The organism is Paenibacillus sp. FSL R7-0302 (assembly GCF_038006885.1).
Lineage (GTDB): Bacteria > Bacillota > Bacilli > Paenibacillales > Paenibacillaceae > Paenibacillus_AQ.
Window position 1 is genome coordinate 286,093 of the sequence record NZ_JBBOWB010000001.1, and the last position, 19,008, is coordinate 305,100.

Here is a 19,008-nt window from a genome sequence, read left to right on the forward strand (position 1 = left end):
TGACCATAAACTTTTAAGGGATGAGATTATCTATGTCTAAATATGAAACGGTCATCGGGCTGGAAGTTCATGTGGAGCTTCATACCAAGTCCAAAATCTTCTGCGGCTGCTCGACTGAATTCGGCGCGCCGCCTAATACGCACACCTGTCCGGTCTGTCTTGGTCACCCCGGTGTACTGCCGGTACTGAACCGCCAAGCGGTGGAGTATGCCATGAAAGCGGCAATGGCTCTGAACTGTACGATCGGCGATGTCAGCAAATTCGACCGCAAAAACTATTTTTACCCCGATTCCCCGAAGGCCTACCAGATCTCGCAATATGATCAGCCTATCGGCCTCGGCGGCTGGATTGATATTGAAGTGAACGGCGAGACCAAACGGATCGGAATCACCCGTCTTCATCTGGAGGAAGATGCGGGCAAGCTGACTCACGTGGATGGAGGATTTGCTTCACTGGTTGACTTCAACCGGGTAGGCACTCCGCTTATTGAGATTGTCTCCGAGCCTGATCTGCGTTCACCGGAGGAAGCACGTGCTTACCTGGAGAAGATTCGCGCCATTATGCAGTACTGCGATGTGTCCGATGTGAAGATGGAGGAAGGCTCCATGCGTTGTGATGCCAACATCAGCCTTCGGCCGGCAGGCCAGGAAGAATTCGGTATCCGTGCGGAGCTGAAGAATATGAACTCCTTCCGCGGGGTTCTGCGCGGGCTGGAGTATGAGCAGTTCCGTCAGGGGGAGATTCTGGATGACGGGGGAACCGTTGTACAGGAGACCCGCCGCTGGGATGAAGCCGGAGGCAAGACCTTGTCCATGCGCGGCAAGGAGGAAGCCCATGATTACCGTTATTTCCCGGACCCGGATCTGATTGTGCTGCATATTGGCGAGGACTGGAAGGAAGCGATCCGCTCCACGATCCCTGAGCTGCCGGATGCCCGGCAGGCCCGGTACAGTGCGGAGTTTGGTCTGACTGCCTATGATGCCGGAGTACTTACCTCCTCCAAGCCGCTTGCAGACTTCTTCGAGGGCAGTCTTGCCTTCACGCAGGATGCCAAGGCTGTCGCCAACTGGATGATGGGCGATCTGCTGGGGTATTTGAACAGCAATAATCTGGAGTTATCCCAGGTGAAGATTACGCCGCAGGGACTGGGCGAGATGATCGGTCTGATCGCAGGCGGAACCATCAGCAGCAAAATCGCCAAAACCGTATTCAAAGAAATGCTGGAGAACGGGAAGCTGCCGGCGGTAATTGTAGAAGAGCAAGGCCTTGTTCAGATCAGCGACGAAGGGGCGATCAAGCGGATTGTGGAGGAAGTGGTCGCGGCCAACCCGCAATCGGTCGAAGACTACAAGGCAGGCAAAAAACAAGCGATCGGCTTCCTTGTAGGACAGGTCATGAAGGCAAGCAAAGGGAAGGCTAACCCGGGGCTTGCGAACACTCTGCTCACAGAAGTGCTGAACAGATAGACTGCTTTTGGGTAATAGATCATAGAATCTTGGGCACAGGGCTTGTCGGCAACGGCAGGCTCTGTGCGGTATATAAGGGGAATATACGGATGGATACAATCGTGAAGCTGAATCTGCAGGATGAGTTCACACTGGATGAGCTGTGGAGCCTTCAGCATAAGGCATACCGCCTGGAGGCGGAGATCATCGGGTTTCGTGACATACCGCCGCTGCTGGAGACGAGGGACATGCTCAGCCGGGTTACAGAGGAGTTCTACGGCTGCTTCGATGAGACGGAGGAGCTGCTCGGCGCTGTTGCAGTCATAGAGGAGTCTCCCGGCAAGCTAACCGTTACCCGGATGATGGTCAGCCCGGACCATTTCCGCCAAGGCGTGGCCGGAAGACTGTTGGAATTTATCTTTGACCGTTATGCGGAGATGGAGCAGTTTATCGTATCTACGGGGAAGCTGAACCTTCCGGCAGTGACGCTCTATACCAAGCACGGGTTCATTGCTGCCGGGTCCGAAGAGGTGGTTCCGGGAGTAGAGCTGCTGGAATTCCACCGGACAGGCAGGCTGAAATGACAAGTACATCCCATTTTAGAAAGGAGGAGTACCGAGAATGAGTTCCGGCCATCAGAATCATGAGGAGCTTCCCGTGCGGGAAGAAGAGAATGAGGCAGACTTGCCGCTGTCTGAAGCTGACGTAGAATTGAACCATCCCTACATCCCTCCCCGTCCCAAACGCCGTCCGCGTAAACGTAAATTTATAGCCGGCCTGCTTGCTGCAGTGCTTCCCGGCACGGGACATCTCTATCTCGGGCTGCTCCGCAAAGGGGTTTCTGTCATTTTCCTTATTGTGCTGGATATTGTGGCACTGCTGTATTTCTCATCGATCGGGATGCAAATTAATGTACCGCTGCTGATTTTACTGGGGCTGCTGATTCCGGTGTTATACTTCTATAATGTGTTTGACGCGCTTCAGAACGCAGACCGGATTCTGCGGTTCCCTGATGAGCATGATCTTGAAGAGCTGGAGACCATCCAATCCAGTACAACAACCTCAAGACGCCGGGTAAGGATCAGCGAGCCGGGGATATCTTTTGGCCTCCTGCTGCTTATCGGCGGGGCGATGCTCTTTCTTTTCCAGCAAAAGCCGCCCTGGCTTCGGGGATTCATTGAGACCTCTGCCGGTGCTGCCGCCTCCGTGGTGCTGATAGGCCTCGGCCTTCTTATGGGGATCAGAGAGATGGCCAGGGACTCCATGGCGCGTCAGGACAAGGAGCGGAAGAAACGGCGGATCGGCAGATATACGGCCTCAGTAACACTGGCTGCTGTCGGAATCCTGCTTCTCCTGGACTGGCGTGATGGAACAGATTATATGATGCTGCTGCTCAAATGGTGGCCTATCATTCCGGTATTATGGGGAGTAGAGTATCTGCTGATCTATATTCTTTTCCGCCGTCTGAAGCAGAGCGGTACTGCCGGAAGAGCGCGGATGGATCTGCGGGGATTGTTCTCTGCGGTAATACTGGCAGCCTGTGTGTTTATCGTAACCGAGCAGGAGCACTATCTGCATCTGTGGAACAAGGTGAGTCTTAATCTGACCGTGGCGGCAGTCGATTACGGGGAAGCGGAAGGAAGCTCTTATCAGAAGGCTCCGCTGATGGTTCCGGTCGAACTGAACACCTCCAAGGTCAATATTGACGCTATTAATGGAGACATTCTCGTTCACCGGGCTGCTGTGGAGGATATCGAGATTACCGCAACCGTATGGGTGGACCAGCTGGACGGGGTACTGGCTGAATCTATAGCCGACCAGTCTTTTGTCGAGGTGACAGAGGGAGCAACGATCAAGATCACACCCCAGAGTAAGGCGTACGGTGAATCCGGCAAACGCCAGCCGCGGATCAACCTGGATATCTCCCTGCCGGAAGACCGGCGGTTCGACCTGAACGTCCGTACGATGAATGGCGGAATTACCCTGCAGAATGTGGAAGCCATTGCCGACATCTCGCTGGAGACCGGGAACGGGGAGCTGATTCTGCACCGCATTTACGGCAATGTAAAAGGTAAAACCCTAAACGGTGCGGTGCGCGCCAGAGATGTCCTGGGCAATGTGGAGCTGGGGACAAGCGGAGGCGATATGGGGGCTTGGGACGTTAGAGGGGCCCTGAAGCTGTCAACGGCGGTCGGCAACATCACGGCATATGACAGCGGGGATACGCTGGATCTGTCCACGAAGAATGGCAATGTAGAGGTATCCGGAGCAAGATCCAAGCTGCATGCCGAATCCCTGAACGGCCGGATCAGCATCCGCTCCGGGGATTTCGGGGGAGACTGGGATGTATACAGTGCAGTGGGGGATATTGAACTGTTCCTGCCGCTAACAGGTAATTATACGGTGGAGGGCTCCAGCGGATATGGAGATATCGTAACAGACCTGCCAGGGCTCGTGATTGACAAAAAGGTGCTTTCCGGCCAGATCGGAACTGGTGAATTCAAGCTGCGTGTAGACGGAAACAGCAATTTAAATGTGAGCAAATATTGAAATAAGGAATTTTTATTATATAATAATGAATATAATGTAATGACTTCATTGACAACGTTGAAAGCAGAGTCATACAATTACATTAGAATTATTATTAAGTTGTATAATCAAAGGCGGTGGCATGGATGGGTAGTGGCGTACAGCATGCATTGGAGCAACTCAAGACAACCGGTGTCCGTATTACGCCTCAGCGTCATGCGATTCTAACGTATCTGATGGAAGCGATGAATCATCCTACGGCAGACGATATCTACCGGGCACTTGAGCCTCAGTTTCCGAGTATGAGTGTGGCAACTGTGTATAACAATCTTAAGATGTTCATGGAAGCAGGTATGGTCCGTGAGCTGACCTACGGTGATAATTCCAGCCGTTTCGACGCCAATGTATCTGATCATTATCATGTTATCTGCCAGGAATGCGGCAAGATTGAGGATTTCAGCTATTCTACTCTTCATGAGGTAGAGCAGCAGGCCGAACGGGCCACGGGCTTCAAGATTCATGGATTGCGTATGGAGCTGTACGGTGTGTGCAAAGGCTGCAGCGAGAAGCAGCACTGAATGGAATAACACCTATAAGCGTGTAGAGTCCGAATGCGGATTCTGCACGCTTTTTTGTAAGGAGAGAGAAAGATGCTGTTACAAAAATACAAACCTTCCAAGAGATTCGCGCAACCAAGCTCGGCTGCATGGCGTATACTTAACAGAAGTGATGCCTGCTTTTAAAAATCAACGAATGGTTTGGAGGACCTATTTTGGACAGAAGACAGAGACAAAGACGCGTCACGAAGCGTGGAAGTCTTACTCGCCGCTTATTGGGACTTGTCATTATAGCCGCCGCAGCCTTTTGGGTTGTTTATTATGTACTGCCGAACCGCCAGCATGTGGACCCGGACTGGAAGGGGCTGGACAAGCCGATATTTGTGAAGGGACAGCTTACCGGCTATTCAGCATCGGGTACGGGGGACGGGCTGCTTTTACCGCTGCCTTTTTTGCAGGAATATGTAGATTCTTCTATCCGTTATGAAAAAGAAAGCAAATCAGTTATTCTCTCAACGGACAGCAGTCTATTGTACATGCAGGAGGAATCAACAGCCGCAGCGCTGAACAATGAACCTCTGCAGCTTCGCCTTGCTCCCGAGGTTAAAGATAAAGTGACCTATCTTCCGGCAGATACACTGGAGAATCTGTACGGCTTCGAGATCGAAGAGGATACGAATACCGGTGCAGTGCTGCTAATGACTGCAGGTGAATCGGTTCCGCTTGGCAAGGTGAAGGGCAAAGAAGGCGGGAAAACGAAAGCCCTGCGCAGTGAACCCTCGGTGCATGCACCGATTTTTGCTGATATGAACCCCGGGGATGTCGTACGAATCTGGAACACGGACACGAAGGACTGGGTATTCGCTCAGCTTGATAATGGTTATTCGGGTTACGCCCAGGCGGATGATATTACCGAAGACGGTACCCGAACTGTAGAGAAAAAGCCCGAAACACCTACACGTGCGCAGCGCAGCTGGAAGGATAAGCCGGTTAATATGTTCTGGGAAGCTGTGTACGAACGCAAGCCGAATCCCGCCAAATTCGCAGCCTTGCCTGGAATTAATGTGGTTAGCCCCACCTGGTTCAGCATTATTGATGTGAAGGGGAATGTGCGCAGCCAGGCAGACCGCTCTTATGTGGATTGGGCGCATAATCAAGGGATGGAGGTATGGGGGCTGCTCAGCAACAGCTTTGAACCCGATTTGACTACTGAAGCCTTATCCACATATGACAATCGGATGAATGCCATTGTTCAGATGCTAAAGTATGCAGACCTGTATAACTTAGACGGGATTAATATCGACTTCGAGAATGTGTACACCAAGGATGGACCGAACGTAACGCAGTTCATGCGGGAACTGAAGCCGATGGCCCAGAGCCGGAATCTGATTGTCTCTATTGATGTTACGCCGAAGTCCAAGAGCGAGATGTGGTCCCTGTTCCTCGACCGCCGGGCGCTTGCCGCCGTATCCGACTTCCTGGTTGTAATGGCCTACGACGAGCACTGGGCAGCCAGTCCGGTTGCAGGATCAGTAGCCTCTCTACCGTGGGTTAAGACCTCTATGAACCGGATTATCGAGGAGGATGAGGTGCCGGCTGAGAAGCTGATTCTGGGAGTGCCGCTCTATACGCGGATCTGGACGGAAGCTACCGAGAAGGGGAAGACCAAGGTAAGCTCCAAGGCTGTCAGCATGAATGCGGTCAAGGAGATTATCGCCGAGAAGAAGCTGACACCCGTATTCGATAAGGAAGCCGGACAGAACTACGTGGAGTATAAGGAAGAGGATGTTCTCCGCAAAATCTGGATCGAGGACACCACCTCGCTCACAGCCAGGGTAGAGCTGGCCCAGTCCTTGAAGCTGGGCGGTGTGGCAGCCTGGAACCGCAGCTTCGCCAGTCCGGAAGCATGGGAAGCATTGAAGGGAATTATTAAATAAGAGGATCTCAATATAAAAAGGTGTTGTCCTACAGTGGACAACACCTTTTTTGGCAGACAATACTATTCTTACATTACCTTGTCTCTTAATAAATGCATAATGTCAGTAAGCACGGCTTGGATAGGATTAGTGTTTCAGTTGCTGGGCTTCCAGCTCTTCGGCAGTAATGGTAGCTTGTGCAGGGTCCATGGTGAGGATGGTGTGGCAGAACATGCAGCGGTCGGTTTTGCCCAGCATTTTGGTCAGCTTATGACACTCCGGACATTCCACCTGAACCGCACTGGTTGAGAGCATGCCCGCCCAGAAATAAATAGCCAGACTGGCCATCATGGAGACGAGTCCAATGACAAGACCGACAGCAGCAACGACTTTGCCGGCAGATCCCCAGAATACAATACCTGCGGTTCCCATGATCATGAGACCCATGCCAAGCATGGTCAGAAGCAGTCCCCAGGTGCGAAAAGCATTGATTTTGGCCGATTTAAATTTCATGAGTACGATCTCCTAACTGAAATATAGTTCGGTTGTTCAGGAGGAACTGGCATGAATATGTAGAATAAGCTTATGTATAGAGATTATAACTGACGGACGCAAAATCGCCAAATTTGATGGAGGGAAGTATGGAACTGTCCAATTTGACCCTATTAAGCGGGGAGACATTTGAGGAGAATGTTCTTGGAGCCGTTGCTTGGCGGCAAAGAGGAGATGCCACGTTTCAAAGTGCGCTGCTGCACGATTTTGATATGGTGGTCCTTCTGCTGCATGAGGAACAGGAAACGGAACGCATCATAACCCATAGCATTGCCGGTGATAAGCGGACACAATCGGTGCATGTAGGTCTATCTGCATTGGAACGTGCTGTCATGGCCGGAGATAACAACGAGCTTCTTAGCAGCCTGATATCCGGAGAGGTACTCTGGGACCCGAAGGGGATCTTGGCGGAGATGCGTAAGCAGCTCACCCAGTTTGAGGGCCCGCTTAAAGAACGGGTGCTGTTCATGGAATTCTCCCGTTTTTTACATATGTATATTAAGTCCAAGCGTTATATTGAAGCAGGCTGTACCATGGATGCCTATAATTGCGTACTCATTGCCTTGTATCATTGGGCGCGCATTGAAGTGAGTGAAGCGGGGTATTTCCCGGAACCGGCAGTATGGGGACAGGTGAAAAGCCTGAACTCCCCGGTCCATAAGCTATATGAAGAATTGACTATCAGCACAGAGACACTGGACCAGAGAATCGAACTGATCCTGCTTGCCTGTGAATTTGCCCTTATGTCAAAAATGGAGGATTGCTGTATCATGCTGCTTCATATCCTGGGCAGCCGTAAGGAGGCGTGGAGCATTAAGGAGCTTCTGCAGCATTCAGGGCTCAGCCCGCTCCAGGCAGAGTTGCCGCTTGTGCTTCGCAAGCTGGTATCCCGTTCATTAATCCGGGAGATCGCCTCGTGGGCAGTTGATGCCGGGGATGGTCATGCTATTCGTTATACCCTTTAAGTTAACAAATCGCCTACTGGCGGTAACAGCTCTATATAGATAGCATTAGCGGGAGAATGGAGAGGGTGAATGTACTCTCTTTTTTTATAGAATTTAAATATGTTTGGGGCCCTCGCAAAGTACCTGAGTCATCACCTACGCTAAAGCCTCACTTTGTGGGGTTATTTTATTTGCCCGGGTTTGCAGGGAAGCTGAATATTTAGGGTTGACTAGGGTGCAGTTCTTATGATAAATTATAACTCGTCCCTCTGACATAACGATGCGCAGCAATGCAGTCGTAAATCAGCCGAAAAAAGAAATTAAAAAAAAGGTTGACTAAAACGAGGGCGCTGTGATATATTATAAAGGTCGCTGCTGAGACAAAAAGCGGCGACGAAAGATGAGTTTGATCTTTGAAAACTGAACAACGAGTGAGTATCTGGAGATCACTTCGGTGAGATCCAAAATGAGAGAATGTAAATTCTCGTCAGATGTTTCAAAATGAGCAATCGCTCTTTCTAAATACCAATTTGGAGAGTTTGATCCTGGCTCAGGACGAACGCTGGCGGCGTGCCTAATACATGCAAGTCGAGCGGAGTTTGAGAGGAAGCTTGCTTCCTTTCAGACTTAGCGGCGGACGGGTGAGTAACACGTAGGCAACCTGCCCTCAAGCCTGGGATAACTACCGGAAACGGTAGCTAATACCGGATAATTTCTTTTTTCTCCTGAGGAGAGAATGAAAGGCGGAGCAATCTGCTGCTTGGGGATGGGCCTGCGGCGCATTAGCTAGTTGGTGGGGTAACGGCCCACCAAGGCGACGATGCGTAGCCGACCTGAGAGGGTGAACGGCCACACTGGGACTGAGACACGGCCCAGACTCCTACGGGAGGCAGCAGTAGGGAATCTTCCGCAATGGGCGCAAGCCTGACGGAGCAACGCCGCGTGAGTGATGAAGGTTTTCGGATCGTAAAGCTCTGTTGCCAGGGAAGAACGTCCGGTAGAGTAACTGCTACCGGAGTGACGGTACCTGAGAAGAAAGCCCCGGCTAACTACGTGCCAGCAGCCGCGGTAATACGTAGGGGGCAAGCGTTGTCCGGAATTATTGGGCGTAAAGCGCGCGCAGGCGGTTATTTAAGTCTGGTGTTTAAACCTTGGGCTCAACCTGAGGTCGCACTGGAAACTGGGTGACTTGAGTACAGAAGAGGAAAGTGGAATTCCACGTGTAGCGGTGAAATGCGTAGATATGTGGAGGAACACCAGTGGCGAAGGCGACTTTCTGGGCTGTAACTGACGCTGAGGCGCGAAAGCGTGGGGAGCAAACAGGATTAGATACCCTGGTAGTCCACGCCGTAAACGATGAGTGCTAGGTGTTAGGGGTTTCGATACCCTTGGTGCCGAAGTTAACACAGTAAGCACTCCGCCTGGGGAGTACGGTCGCAAGACTGAAACTCAAAGGAATTGACGGGGACCCGCACAAGCAGTGGAGTATGTGGTTTAATTCGAAGCAACGCGAAGAACCTTACCAGGTCTTGACATCCAACTAACGAAGCAGAGATGCATCAGGTGCCCTTCGGGGAAAGTTGAGACAGGTGGTGCATGGTTGTCGTCAGCTCGTGTCGTGAGATGTTGGGTTAAGTCCCGCAACGAGCGCAACCCTTGACTTTAGTTGCCAGCAGGTGAAGCTGGGCACTCTAGAGTGACTGCCGGTGACAAACCGGAGGAAGGTGGGGATGACGTCAAATCATCATGCCCCTTATGACCTGGGCTACACACGTACTACAATGGCCGGTACAACGGGAAGCGAAGCCGCGAGGTGGAGCCAATCCCAGCAAAGCCGGTCTCAGTTCGGATTGCAGGCTGCAACTCGCCTGCATGAAGTCGGAATTGCTAGTAATCGCGGATCAGCATGCCGCGGTGAATACGTTCCCGGGTCTTGTACACACCGCCCGTCACACCACGAGAGTTTACAACACCCGAAGTCGGTGGGGTAACCCGCAAGGGAGCCAGCCGCCGAAGGTGGGGTAGATGATTGGGGTGAAGTCGTAACAAGGTAGCCGTATCGGAAGGTGCGGCTGGATCACCTCCTTTCTATGGAGAATCGTTCTCTGCAATGAGGACATTCAAATCGGAAGCTTCGCTTCCACCAAAGAACCCTTGGGTTCGAATACTCACTCGTTGGTCAGTTTTGAGAGTTTAAGCTCTCAACCGGCTGTAACTTCAATCGACACAGTTGTGTTCGACCCGAACTTACAGCAACTTGATCCTTGAAAACTGGATACCGAAACGAATTTGCGTTTTAGAACATTCCTTTAAGCTGAACTTGTGTAAACAAGTTTTGAATGAATGGCGATGCTAAGCGGTTTTCCTAACGGAAAACGCATTGGTTAAGCTACTAAGAGCACACGGAGGATGCCTAGGCGCCAGGAGCCGACGAAGGACGTGGCGAACAACGAAACTGCCTCGGGGAGCTGTAAGCAAGCTTTGATCCGGGGGTGTCCGAATGGGGAAACCCAGCTGTGGTAATTCGCAGTTACTCGTATCTGAATACATAGGATACGCAGAGGCAGACCAGGGGAACTGAAACATCTAAGTACCCTGAGGAAGAGAAAACAATAGTGATTCCGTCAGTAGCGGCGAGCGAACGCGGAACAGCCTAAACCAAGAGGCTTGCCTCTTGGGGTTGTGGGACGTCTCACATGGAGTTACAAAGGAATAGAGTAGGCGAAGAGGTCTGGAAAGGCCCGCGATAGAGGTAAAAGCCCTGTAGCCCAAACTGTGTTCTCTCCGAGACGGATCCCGAGTAGTGCGGGGCACGTGAAACCCCGTATGAATCCAGCAGGACCATCTGCTAAGGCTAAATACTACCTGGCGACCGATAGTGAAACAGTACCGTGAGGGAAAGGTGAAAAGCACCCCGGAAGGGGAGTGAAATAGAACCTGAAACCGTGTGCTTACAAAAAGTCAGAGCCCTCTTTATGGGTGATGGCGTGCCTTTTGTAGAATGAACCGGCGAGTTACGTTTAACATGCAAGGTTAAGGTGAGAAGCCGGAGCCGCAGCGAAAGCGAGTCTGAATAGGGCGACTGAGTATGTGGACGTAGACCCGAAACCGTGTGATCTACCCCTGTCCAGGGTGAAGGTGCGGTAACACGCACTGGAGGCCCGAACCCACGCATGTTGAAAAATGCGGGGATGAGGTGGGGGTAGCGGAGAAATTCCAATCGAACTCGGAGATAGCTGGTTCTCCCCGAAATAGCTTTAGGGCTAGCCTCGGTGAATGGAGTGGTGGAGGTAGAGCACTGATTGGGTGCGGGGCCCGCAAGGGTTACCAAGCTCAGTCAAACTCCGAATGCCATTTACTTCTTGCCGGGAGTCAGACAGTGAGTGCTAAGATCCATTGTCAAAAGGGAAACAGCCCAGACCATCAGCTAAGGTCCCCAAGTGTGTGTTAAGTGGGAAAGGATGTGGAGTTGCACAGACAACCAGGATGTTGGCTTAGAAGCAGCCACCATTGAAAGAGTGCGTAATAGCTCACTGGTCGAGTGACTCTGCGCCGAAAATGTAACGGGGCTAAACACACCACCGAAGCTATGGCTAGATACTTTGTATCTGGGGTAGGGGAGCGTTGTGTAGGGGTTGAAGGTGTACCGTAAGGAGCGCTGGACACTACACAAGTGAGAATGCCGGTATGAGTAACGAAAAGATCAGTGAGAATCTGATCCGCCGAAAGCCCAAGGTTTCCTGAGGAAGGCTCGTCCGCTCAGGGTAAGTCGGGACCTAAGGCGAGGCCGACAGGCGTAGTCGAAGGACAACAGTTTGAAATTACTGTACCACCGTAATCCGCTATGAGCGATGGGGTGACGCAGGAGGGTAGTGACGCGGACTGATGGATGTCCGTCTAAGCAGTGAGGCTGGTGTGCAGGCAAATCCGCACATCGTAAGGCTGGGCTGTGATGGGGAGCGAAAATTATAGTAGCGAAGGTCATGATCTCACACTGCCAAGAAAAGCCTCTAGTCAGGAGAAGGTGCCCGTACCGCAAACCGACACAGGTAGGCGAGAAGAGAATTCTAAGGCGCGCGGAAGAACTCTCGTTAAGGAACTCGGCAAAATGACCCCGTAACTTCGGGAGAAGGGGTGCCTCGGTAGGGTGAATAGCCCGAGGGGGCCGCAGTGAAAAGGCCCAAGCGACTGTTTAGCAAAAACACAGGTCTGTGCGAAGCCGCAAGGCGAAGTATACGGGCTGACGCCTGCCCGGTGCTGGAAGGTTAAGGGGAGCGGTTAGGGGTAACCCGAAGCTGTGAACCGAAGCCCCAGTAAACGGCGGCCGTAACTATAACGGTCCTAAGGTAGCGAAATTCCTTGTCAGGTAAATTCTGACCCGCACGAATGGCGTAACGACTTGGGCGCTGTCTCAACGAGAGATCCGGTGAAATTTTAATACCTGTGAAGATGCAGGTTACCCGCGACAAGACGGAAAGACCCCATGGAGCTTTACTGCAGCTTGATATTGAATTTGGGTACGATCTGTACAGGATAGGTGGGAGCCGGTGAGGCAGGAGCGCAAGCTTCTGCGGAGGCGCCGTTGGGATACCACCCTGATCGTATCTAGGTTCTAACCTAGTGCCCTTAGCGGGTACGGGGACCGTGTCAGGCGGGCAGTTTGACTGGGGCGGTCGCCTCCTAAAGAGTAACGGAGGCGTTCAAAGGTTCCCTCAGAATGGTTGGAAATCATTCGCAGAGTGCAAAGGCATAAGGGAGCTTGACTGCGAGACCTACAAGTCGAGCAGGGACGAAAGTCGGACTTAGTGATCCGGTGGTACCGCATGGAAGGGCCATCGCTCAACGGATAAAAGCTACCCTGGGGATAACAGGCTTATCTCCCCCAAGAGTCCACATCGACGGGGAGGTTTGGCACCTCGATGTCGGCTCATCGCATCCTGGGGCTGAAGTAGGTCCCAAGGGTTGGGCTGTTCGCCCATTAAAGCGGTACGCGAGCTGGGTTCAGAACGTCGTGAGACAGTTCGGTCCCTATCTGTCGTGGGCGCAGGAAATTTGAGAGGAGCTGTCCTTAGTACGAGAGGACCGGGATGGACGTACCGCTGGTGCATCAGTTGTTCCGCCAGGAGCATGGCTGAGTAGCTACGTACGGACGGGATAAGCGCTGAAAGCATCTAAGCGTGAAGCCCCCCTCAAGATGAGATTTCCCAGTATGTAAGACCCCTTGAAGACGACGAGGTAGATAGGTTGGAGGTGGAAGTGCAGCAATGCATGGAGCTGACCAATACTAATCGGTCGAGGGCTTATCCAAACACACTAACACACAAATTCGTTTCGGATTCAGTTTTCAGGCGATCAAGCTTGATATGTATATTCCCTGATAGCTCAGTTGGTAGAGCACTCGACTGTTAATCGAGTTGTCACAGGTTCGAGTCCTGTTCGGGGAGCCATATGGAGAGGTGTCCGAGTTTGGCCGAAGGAGCACGATTGGAAATCGTGTAGGCGCCACAAGCGTCTCGAGGGTTCGAATCCCTCTCTCTCCGTAGCGTTACCTCCCTGGAAAGGGAAAGGAAATAACTGTATAGCATGGCTCGTTGGTCAAGGGGTTAAGACACCTCCCTTTCACGGAGGTAACATGGGTTCGAATCCCATACGAGTCACCATTTTTTTGGAACTGATATATGGAGGCTTAGCTCAGCTGGGAGAGCATCTGCCTTACAAGCAGAGGGTCGGGGGTTCGAACCCCTCAGCCTCCACCATCTATCTTAACCGAATAGATTTTGTACAATGACGCGGGGTGGAGCAGCCCGGTAGCTCGTCGGGCTCATAACCCGAAGGCCGCAGGTTCAAATCCTGCCCCCGCAATTAATCCCCACAAAGTGAAGATGTGCTCTGTAGCATATTCCGAATACTTTCCGGGGACCCCATAAGTACTTTTAATTTGGAACCGTGGTGTAGTTGGCCTAACATGCCTGCCTGTCACGCAGGAGATCGCGGGTTCGAATCCCGTCGGTTCCGCCATCTTTACAAAATTACTTTTATGGCTCGGTAGCTCAGTCGGTAGAGCAAAGGACTGAAAATCCTTGTGTCGGGGGTTCGATTCCCTCCCGCGCCACCATACACAACTTAATATGCCGGTGTAGCTCAATTGGTAGAGCAACTGACTTGTAATCAGTAGGTTGGGGGTTCAAGTCCTCTCGCCGGCACCATACCGTGGAGGCTTAGCGAAGTGGCCAAACGCATCAGACTGTAAATCTGCTCACGTACGTGTTCGGTGGTTCGAATCCATCAGCCTCCACCATTTTTTAGGGGCATAGTTTAAAGGTAGAACAACGGTCTCCAAAACCGTTGGTGTGGGTTCAATTCCTGCTGCCCCTGCCAAGTAATTTCATATAAAAGAATCATATGGCGACCGTGGCGAAGGGGTTAACGCACCGGATTGTGGTTCCGGCATTCGTGGGTTCGAGACCCATCGGTCGCCCCATTTCTTTTATAAGAATTACATAGCAATACAACTTAAAAGCTTCATATGGCGACTGTGGCGAAGGGGTTAACGCACCGGATTGTGGTTCCGGCATTCGTGGGTTCGAGACCCATCAGTCGCCCCATTTTTATTTAATAAGATGTTGGGGATTAGCCAAGCGGTAAGGCAACGGACTTTGACTCCGTCATTCATAGGTTCGATTCCTATATCCCCAGCCATTATATGCGGACGTGGCTCAGCGGTAGAGCATCGCCTTGCCAAGGCGAGGGTCGCGGGTTCGATTCCCGTCGTCCGCTCCATTTCATGTGGTGCCATAGCCAAGTGGTAAGGCAAAGCTCTGCAAAAGCTTTATCCCCAGTTCAAATCTGGGTGGCACCTCCATTATTTTTTTGGAATTATATATGTAGTACGCCGGCGTGGCGGAATGGCAGACGCGCTCGACTCAAAATCGAGTGGGAAACCGTGGAGGTTCGAGTCCTCTCGCCGGTATCATATTAATAACAGACAGCTCATTAGAGAATAATTCTAATGAGCTTTTTTATATTTATTGCACCGATCTTATTATTTCGATCGGCTATAATCAGAAGAATCAATGATCTACGATTGATGGATCATTGCAATTGAAATTAGTTCTTGGAGGTCGACAGCCATGAATGCACCTTTCGCAGACCGTATTAAGATCGCGCCCGGTTTCTGGACCAGCCTGAAGGGAATAGGGGTAGAACCTATTGATGTAGCACGCAAGGCATGCCTGCCGCTAACCATCATCACCGAACCGGTAGTCACGACCGCCCAATATTATTCGATCTGGCAAGCCTATTCCGAACTAGTCGGAGACATCGCTACGGGAATCGTCAAGCTTGCGGCCGCATACAAGACAACTCAATATCCGCCGGCTGCTTTGGCGACCTTTCACGCTCGCAATTACCGGGACGCGCTAAACCGAATGGCGCGTTATAAGCAATTGTGCCCCCCGGAAAACTTGAGGATTCAGGAAGAAGGCGAGCTATATTCGATTGAATTGGAATGGCAGCATGCCGAGCTATCCGGACCGCCGGTGCTTGTCGGCATTACGCTCGCCTACCTGCTTGAGCTCGGACGCCGGGGAACCGGCCGTTTCCTTAAGGCACATTCCGTAGAATTCATTAACTATATGGGCGACGTTCAAGCCCTTGAAGGTTACTTCGGCTGTCGAGTACGGACGGGGACGGAGCGCAATCAGCTAACGCTTAATCGCGAAGATCTGGATCGCCCCTTCACGTCGTACAATGAGGAACTTCTTGAGATTCTGACCCCCTCCTTGGATCGTACGCTGGAAGAGCGACAGAGCCAGCTCACGACGAGCGCTAAGGTGCAGTGGATTCTCTCACGGTGCCTGACTCAAGGGAAAATCGATATCCACTCCGTAGCCTCCGAGTTGGGGATGAGCGAGCGTACCTTGCAGCGCAGGCTGACGGAAGAAGGCGGGAGCTTCAAGCAGCTGCTGGCGAAAACGAGGCGGGAGATGGCCGTTGCTTACTTGGCAGACCCTGCATTGGAGATCAAAGAGGTCGCTTTTCTCATCGGCTACGAGGACCAAAATTCGTTTTATCGCGCTTTTCGCGCATGGACAGGGGAGACTCCTGCCAATTGGCGCGTCACGCAAGATAATTGGCGCTCTATGCTAGTTACCGAGTAGACGAAACGATGTAATATGATCCCTATCTTAGACACAAGGAGTGCAGACAGATGGATATGGGATTAAAGAACAAGGCAGCTTTAGTAACGGGATCAACTAAAGGCATAGGAAAAGCGATCGCCTGTGAACTTGCCAGGGAAGGTGTTCATGTTCTCATAAATGGCCGCAACAATGATGACGTAGAGCGTACGGTAGCTGAGATTCAAGCAGCGTTCCCGGAAACGGAACCGCGGAATGCAACCGCTGATCTCATCGATTCGCGGCAAAGAGAAGCTTTATTCGCAAGTTTTCCCCACGTCGATATCCTGGTCAACAGCATGGGCATCTATGAGATCATGTCCTATGACTACGTAGACGATGCCGTATGGGAGAAGTACTTCCGCACAAACTTTCTTGCCGCCAACGCCTTAACCAAGTTTTATTTGCCTTCCATGCTGAGTCGTGAATATGGCCGTATTATCTTCATCGCGAGTGAGGAAGCCGTTATGCCTTCAGGACAGATGCCTCAATACGGTGTGACCAAATCCATGCTGTTGTCATTGTCCAAGAGCTTGTCCAAGCTGACCCGTGGCGCCGAAGTTACAGTGAACACGATCCTGCCGGGACCGACCCTCTCCGAGAATGTGCTTAAAATCATCGAGAGCATATATTCGAACGAAGAGATGATGTTCGAGGCTAAAGAGAAGGACTTTATGACGAAGAACCTGCCTCAATCCGAAATCGGGCGGTTTATCCGACCAGTGGAGATTGGCCGGTTGGCTGCTTTCCTGTGCAGTCCGATGGCCTCCGCCTTCAAAGGATCCCCGATCCGAATAGATGGGGGAATGGTACCGACAATCTTTTAATTTTTTGCGCGCCGATCTTCCGACGAACCCACAAATTGATTTCTGGCCGCACCGAGACCAACGATGCCGAGGAGAGCAGACGCGCCGACTAATATCAGAAGTGGAGCGCCCCAACTATGACTGGCATCATGCAAGTATCCAATCAGCGCCGGGCCGGTAGCTGCCAGCAGATATCCGATGGATTGGGCCATGCCCGATAATTCAGCCGCCTGATGGGCACTTTGGGTACGCAAGCCGAAGAACATCATGGACAAGCCAAAAGCAAAGCCTGATCCGATTCCAAGAATAATCACCCAAAGCAGAAGCAGTTGGATACTGCTATAGATAAGTCCAAGTGTTCCAATCAAAAGCAGAATGGTTGTAATCCCCACTAGCAACCGCTGGTTAGACATGCGGCCTGCCACCACAGGAACGATAAAGGCAAAGGGGAGGGAAGCCATAATCAGAACGGAGAGATACCAGCCGGATTGACTTGAACTGATGCCTTGATCTTTGAGTATTTCAGGCATCCAGGCCACCAGCACATAGAAAATGGCTGATTGTATTCCCATAAAGAAAGTCACCTGCCAAGCTAATGGGGAGCGCCATATTTTAACCCGATGGTTGTTACCTGCACTGCCAGCAGCAGCGGCTGGTTTCACTGGAGTCTTGAGCTGCGGTATCCAGAAGAGAATGGAGATCACGCTGAGTATCCCCCATATTCCTAAGGCCCCTTGCCAGCTCAAGCCTGCCCCCACAGCTAAGGGAACACTGATCCCGGAAGCAATCGCCCCGCATAGATTCATCGAAACCGAATACACCCCTGTCATCGTACCCATTTGCTGCGGAAACTCCCGTTTGATCAGGCTGGGAAGTAATACATTACAGATCGTAATAGCAAATCCTAAAATTGCCGTTCCAACATACAAGGTCACTGCTCCGGATAAAGACCGGATAACAATACCGGTGGCCAAAAAAATAAGCGAAACCAGGATAAGACGTTCTACCCCATATTTATGTCCTAATTTCGGCACAAAAGGAGATAACAAAGCAAATGCAATTAGTGGAACAGTGGTAATCAGGCCTGCTAAAGTATTTGAAATATGCACGTTGTCTCTAATAAGACTGACCAAGGGTCCCACGGATGTGAGGGGAGCGCGCAGATTCGCAGCGATAAAAATTATTCCTATGATCATGAACCAGAGTGTCGCTTGCTTACGAATTCTGGTATTGGATATTCCATCCTGCTTGTTTAACAATTGTTCTGATGAGCTCATAGATGTTCCTCCTGTGTGCGGGCTTTATCAATGTATAAACGGACAGCCTCTTCGGCTTGATAACTATTCTGATCGGCAATGGCTTGATAGAGCAGGGCATGAGAGTCGAGATAAAAATCCACGTTTTTGAGATCCTTCGTTTCCAAAACCATGTTTTGCAGCGCCCCGGAAATATGATTGTACAAATTCGCCATCAATTGGTTATGTGAAGCAGAAATTACCATTTTGTGAAACTCGACATCCCAGTGAGCATAAGCCTTGATATCATTCTGACTGGCTGCTTGTCTGCACTGGTCCAGACATGTCCGAATTGCCGCCAGATCTTCCTCGCCTCTTCTGAGCGCAGCCAGTGCAGCCGCCTCTCTCTCTAATGCATACCGGACCTCCAGGCTCTCAAGCTTATCGGTATGCTGAACCACTTTTCTAATGACTGACCCCAAAACACTGGAGGAGCAGACATACGTCCCATCTCCTTGTCTGGTCTTCAGCAGACCTGCATACGTTAGAGCCCGAATCGCTTCCCTCAAGGTATTACGGCTGACTTGAAGCTGCTCCATTAGCTCCGGCTCTGGAGGAATACGCGTCCCTACTTGCCATTCATTGCTTTCGATCTTCTCCTGGATCTGGTAGGCCACCTGTTCCACCAAGGTTAAACGTTGAGTCTGAGCTAACAATCGAATCATTCCTTTACAAACGTAGGATGTTTGGTACTTTGGTTGAATTATAGCAGATTACCTTTGGCTTGAAAAGATGAAAATGATATTGATTCTCAATATCAGTCGTGCTAATATGATTTTGTTCAGTG

General features: G+C 51.3%; 11 protein-coding genes, 16 tRNA genes and 2 rRNA genes. 26 read left to right on the forward strand and 3 right to left on the reverse strand.

Features of this window, described 5'->3' with window-relative positions; genetic code table 11:
- Positions 1-20: 20 nt before the first annotated feature.
- From gatB to MKY96_RS01255, 5 genes are all read left to right on the forward strand, one after another.
- Positions 21-1,466 carry an Asp-tRNA(Asn)/Glu-tRNA(Gln) amidotransferase subunit GatB gene (gene gatB / locus MKY96_RS01235; RefSeq protein WP_340938058.1) on the forward strand — a complete coding sequence of 482 codons (1,446 nt, stop codon included), beginning with the start codon at positions 21-23 and terminating at the stop codon, positions 1,464-1,466.
- An 89-nt stretch (positions 1,467-1,555) separates the two neighbouring features.
- Positions 1,556-2,029, forward strand: coding sequence for a GNAT family N-acetyltransferase (locus MKY96_RS01240; protein ID WP_340938059.1), 474 nt, complete (start codon positions 1,556-1,558; stop codon positions 2,027-2,029).
- 37 nt (positions 2,030-2,066) lie between these two features.
- Positions 2,067-3,995, forward strand: coding sequence for a DUF4097 family beta strand repeat-containing protein (locus MKY96_RS01245; protein WP_340938061.1), 1,929 nt, complete (start codon positions 2,067-2,069; stop codon positions 3,993-3,995).
- 125 nt (positions 3,996-4,120) lie between these two features.
- Positions 4,121-4,552, forward strand: a complete 432-nt coding sequence (gene perR / locus MKY96_RS01250) for a peroxide-responsive transcriptional repressor PerR (protein ID WP_340938063.1) — start codon at positions 4,121-4,123, stop codon at positions 4,550-4,552.
- A 194-nt stretch (positions 4,553-4,746) separates the two neighbouring features.
- A complete protein-coding gene (locus MKY96_RS01255) occupies positions 4,747-6,468 on the forward strand; it encodes a glycosyl hydrolase family 18 protein (protein WP_340938066.1) in 1,722 nt (573 codons plus the stop codon).
- A gap of 126 nt (positions 6,469-6,594) precedes the next feature.
- Here MKY96_RS01255 and MKY96_RS01260 read toward each other — a convergent pair whose 3' ends face one another.
- A complete protein-coding gene (locus MKY96_RS01260) occupies positions 6,595-6,960 on the reverse strand; it encodes a DUF2614 family zinc ribbon-containing protein (protein ID WP_340938068.1) in 366 nt (121 codons plus the stop codon).
- Between the two features lie 128 nt (positions 6,961-7,088).
- On the opposite strand from MKY96_RS01260, the gene MKY96_RS01265 reads away from it, so the two are divergent.
- The 21 genes from MKY96_RS01265 (at position 7,089) to MKY96_RS01365 (ending at position 16,947) form a co-directional block, all read left to right on the forward strand.
- Positions 7,089-7,964 (forward strand): nucleotidyltransferase-like protein, encoded by an 876-nt coding sequence (locus MKY96_RS01265; protein ID WP_209880024.1) that lies wholly within the window; start codon positions 7,089-7,091, stop codon positions 7,962-7,964.
- Between the two features lie 506 nt (positions 7,965-8,470).
- A 16S ribosomal RNA gene (locus tag MKY96_RS01270) occupies positions 8,471-10,031 on the forward strand.
- 294 nt (positions 10,032-10,325) lie between these two features.
- Positions 10,326-13,251: ribosomal RNA gene (locus tag MKY96_RS01275) — 23S ribosomal RNA — on the forward strand.
- Together the 16S and 23S rRNA genes with 16 tRNA genes alongside form the textbook arrangement of a ribosomal RNA operon.
- 63 nt (positions 13,252-13,314) lie before the next feature.
- Positions 13,315-13,390: transfer RNA gene (locus tag MKY96_RS01280), tRNA-Asn, on the forward strand.
- 3 nt (positions 13,391-13,393) lie between these two features.
- Positions 13,394-13,483, forward strand: a tRNA-Ser gene (locus tag MKY96_RS01285).
- A gap of 45 nt (positions 13,484-13,528) precedes the next feature.
- Positions 13,529-13,603 (forward strand) — tRNA-Glu (locus MKY96_RS01290).
- 20 nt (positions 13,604-13,623) lie between these two features.
- A tRNA-Val gene (locus tag MKY96_RS01295) sits at positions 13,624-13,699 on the forward strand.
- 32 nt (positions 13,700-13,731) lie between these two features.
- A tRNA-Met gene (locus MKY96_RS01300) sits at positions 13,732-13,805 on the forward strand.
- Positions 13,806-13,883: 78 nt separating this feature from the next.
- Positions 13,884-13,961, forward strand: a tRNA-Asp gene (locus tag MKY96_RS01305).
- A gap of 21 nt (positions 13,962-13,982) precedes the next feature.
- Positions 13,983-14,058, forward strand: a tRNA-Phe gene (locus tag MKY96_RS01310).
- Between the two features lie 15 nt (positions 14,059-14,073).
- Positions 14,074-14,149: transfer RNA gene (locus MKY96_RS01315), tRNA-Thr, on the forward strand.
- A 6-nt stretch (positions 14,150-14,155) separates the two neighbouring features.
- A tRNA-Tyr gene (locus MKY96_RS01320) sits at positions 14,156-14,241 on the forward strand.
- Between the two features lie 6 nt (positions 14,242-14,247).
- Positions 14,248-14,321, forward strand: a tRNA-Trp gene (locus MKY96_RS01325).
- A gap of 27 nt (positions 14,322-14,348) precedes the next feature.
- Positions 14,349-14,424 (forward strand) — tRNA-His (locus MKY96_RS01330).
- Between the two features lie 48 nt (positions 14,425-14,472).
- Positions 14,473-14,548, forward strand: a tRNA-His gene (locus MKY96_RS01335).
- A gap of 19 nt (positions 14,549-14,567) precedes the next feature.
- A tRNA-Gln gene (locus tag MKY96_RS01340) sits at positions 14,568-14,642 on the forward strand.
- A gap of 6 nt (positions 14,643-14,648) precedes the next feature.
- Positions 14,649-14,723, forward strand: a tRNA-Gly gene (locus MKY96_RS01345).
- A gap of 8 nt (positions 14,724-14,731) precedes the next feature.
- A tRNA-Cys gene (locus MKY96_RS01350) sits at positions 14,732-14,805 on the forward strand.
- Positions 14,806-14,834: 29 nt separating this feature from the next.
- Positions 14,835-14,913, forward strand: a tRNA-Leu gene (locus MKY96_RS01355).
- A 160-nt stretch (positions 14,914-15,073) separates the two neighbouring features.
- A complete protein-coding gene (locus tag MKY96_RS01360) occupies positions 15,074-16,102 on the forward strand; it encodes a helix-turn-helix transcriptional regulator (protein ID WP_340938071.1) in 1,029 nt (342 codons plus the stop codon).
- A 50-nt stretch (positions 16,103-16,152) separates the two neighbouring features.
- A complete protein-coding gene (locus MKY96_RS01365; RefSeq protein WP_340938073.1) occupies positions 16,153-16,947 on the forward strand; it encodes an SDR family NAD(P)-dependent oxidoreductase in 795 nt (264 codons plus the stop codon).
- Here MKY96_RS01365 and MKY96_RS01370 read toward each other — a convergent pair.
- On the reverse strand, positions 16,944-18,203 hold the full coding sequence (locus MKY96_RS01370) for a CynX/NimT family MFS transporter (protein ID WP_340938075.1): 1,260 nt from the start codon (positions 18,201-18,203) through the stop codon (positions 16,944-16,946). The genes MKY96_RS01365 and MKY96_RS01370 overlap by 4 nt on opposite strands.
- Positions 18,200-18,886, reverse strand: a complete 687-nt coding sequence (locus MKY96_RS01375) for a FadR/GntR family transcriptional regulator (protein ID WP_445671410.1) — start codon at positions 18,884-18,886, stop codon at positions 18,200-18,202. The genes MKY96_RS01370 and MKY96_RS01375 overlap by 4 nt, the downstream gene beginning before the upstream one ends.
- Positions 18,887-19,008: the final 122 nt, after the last annotated feature.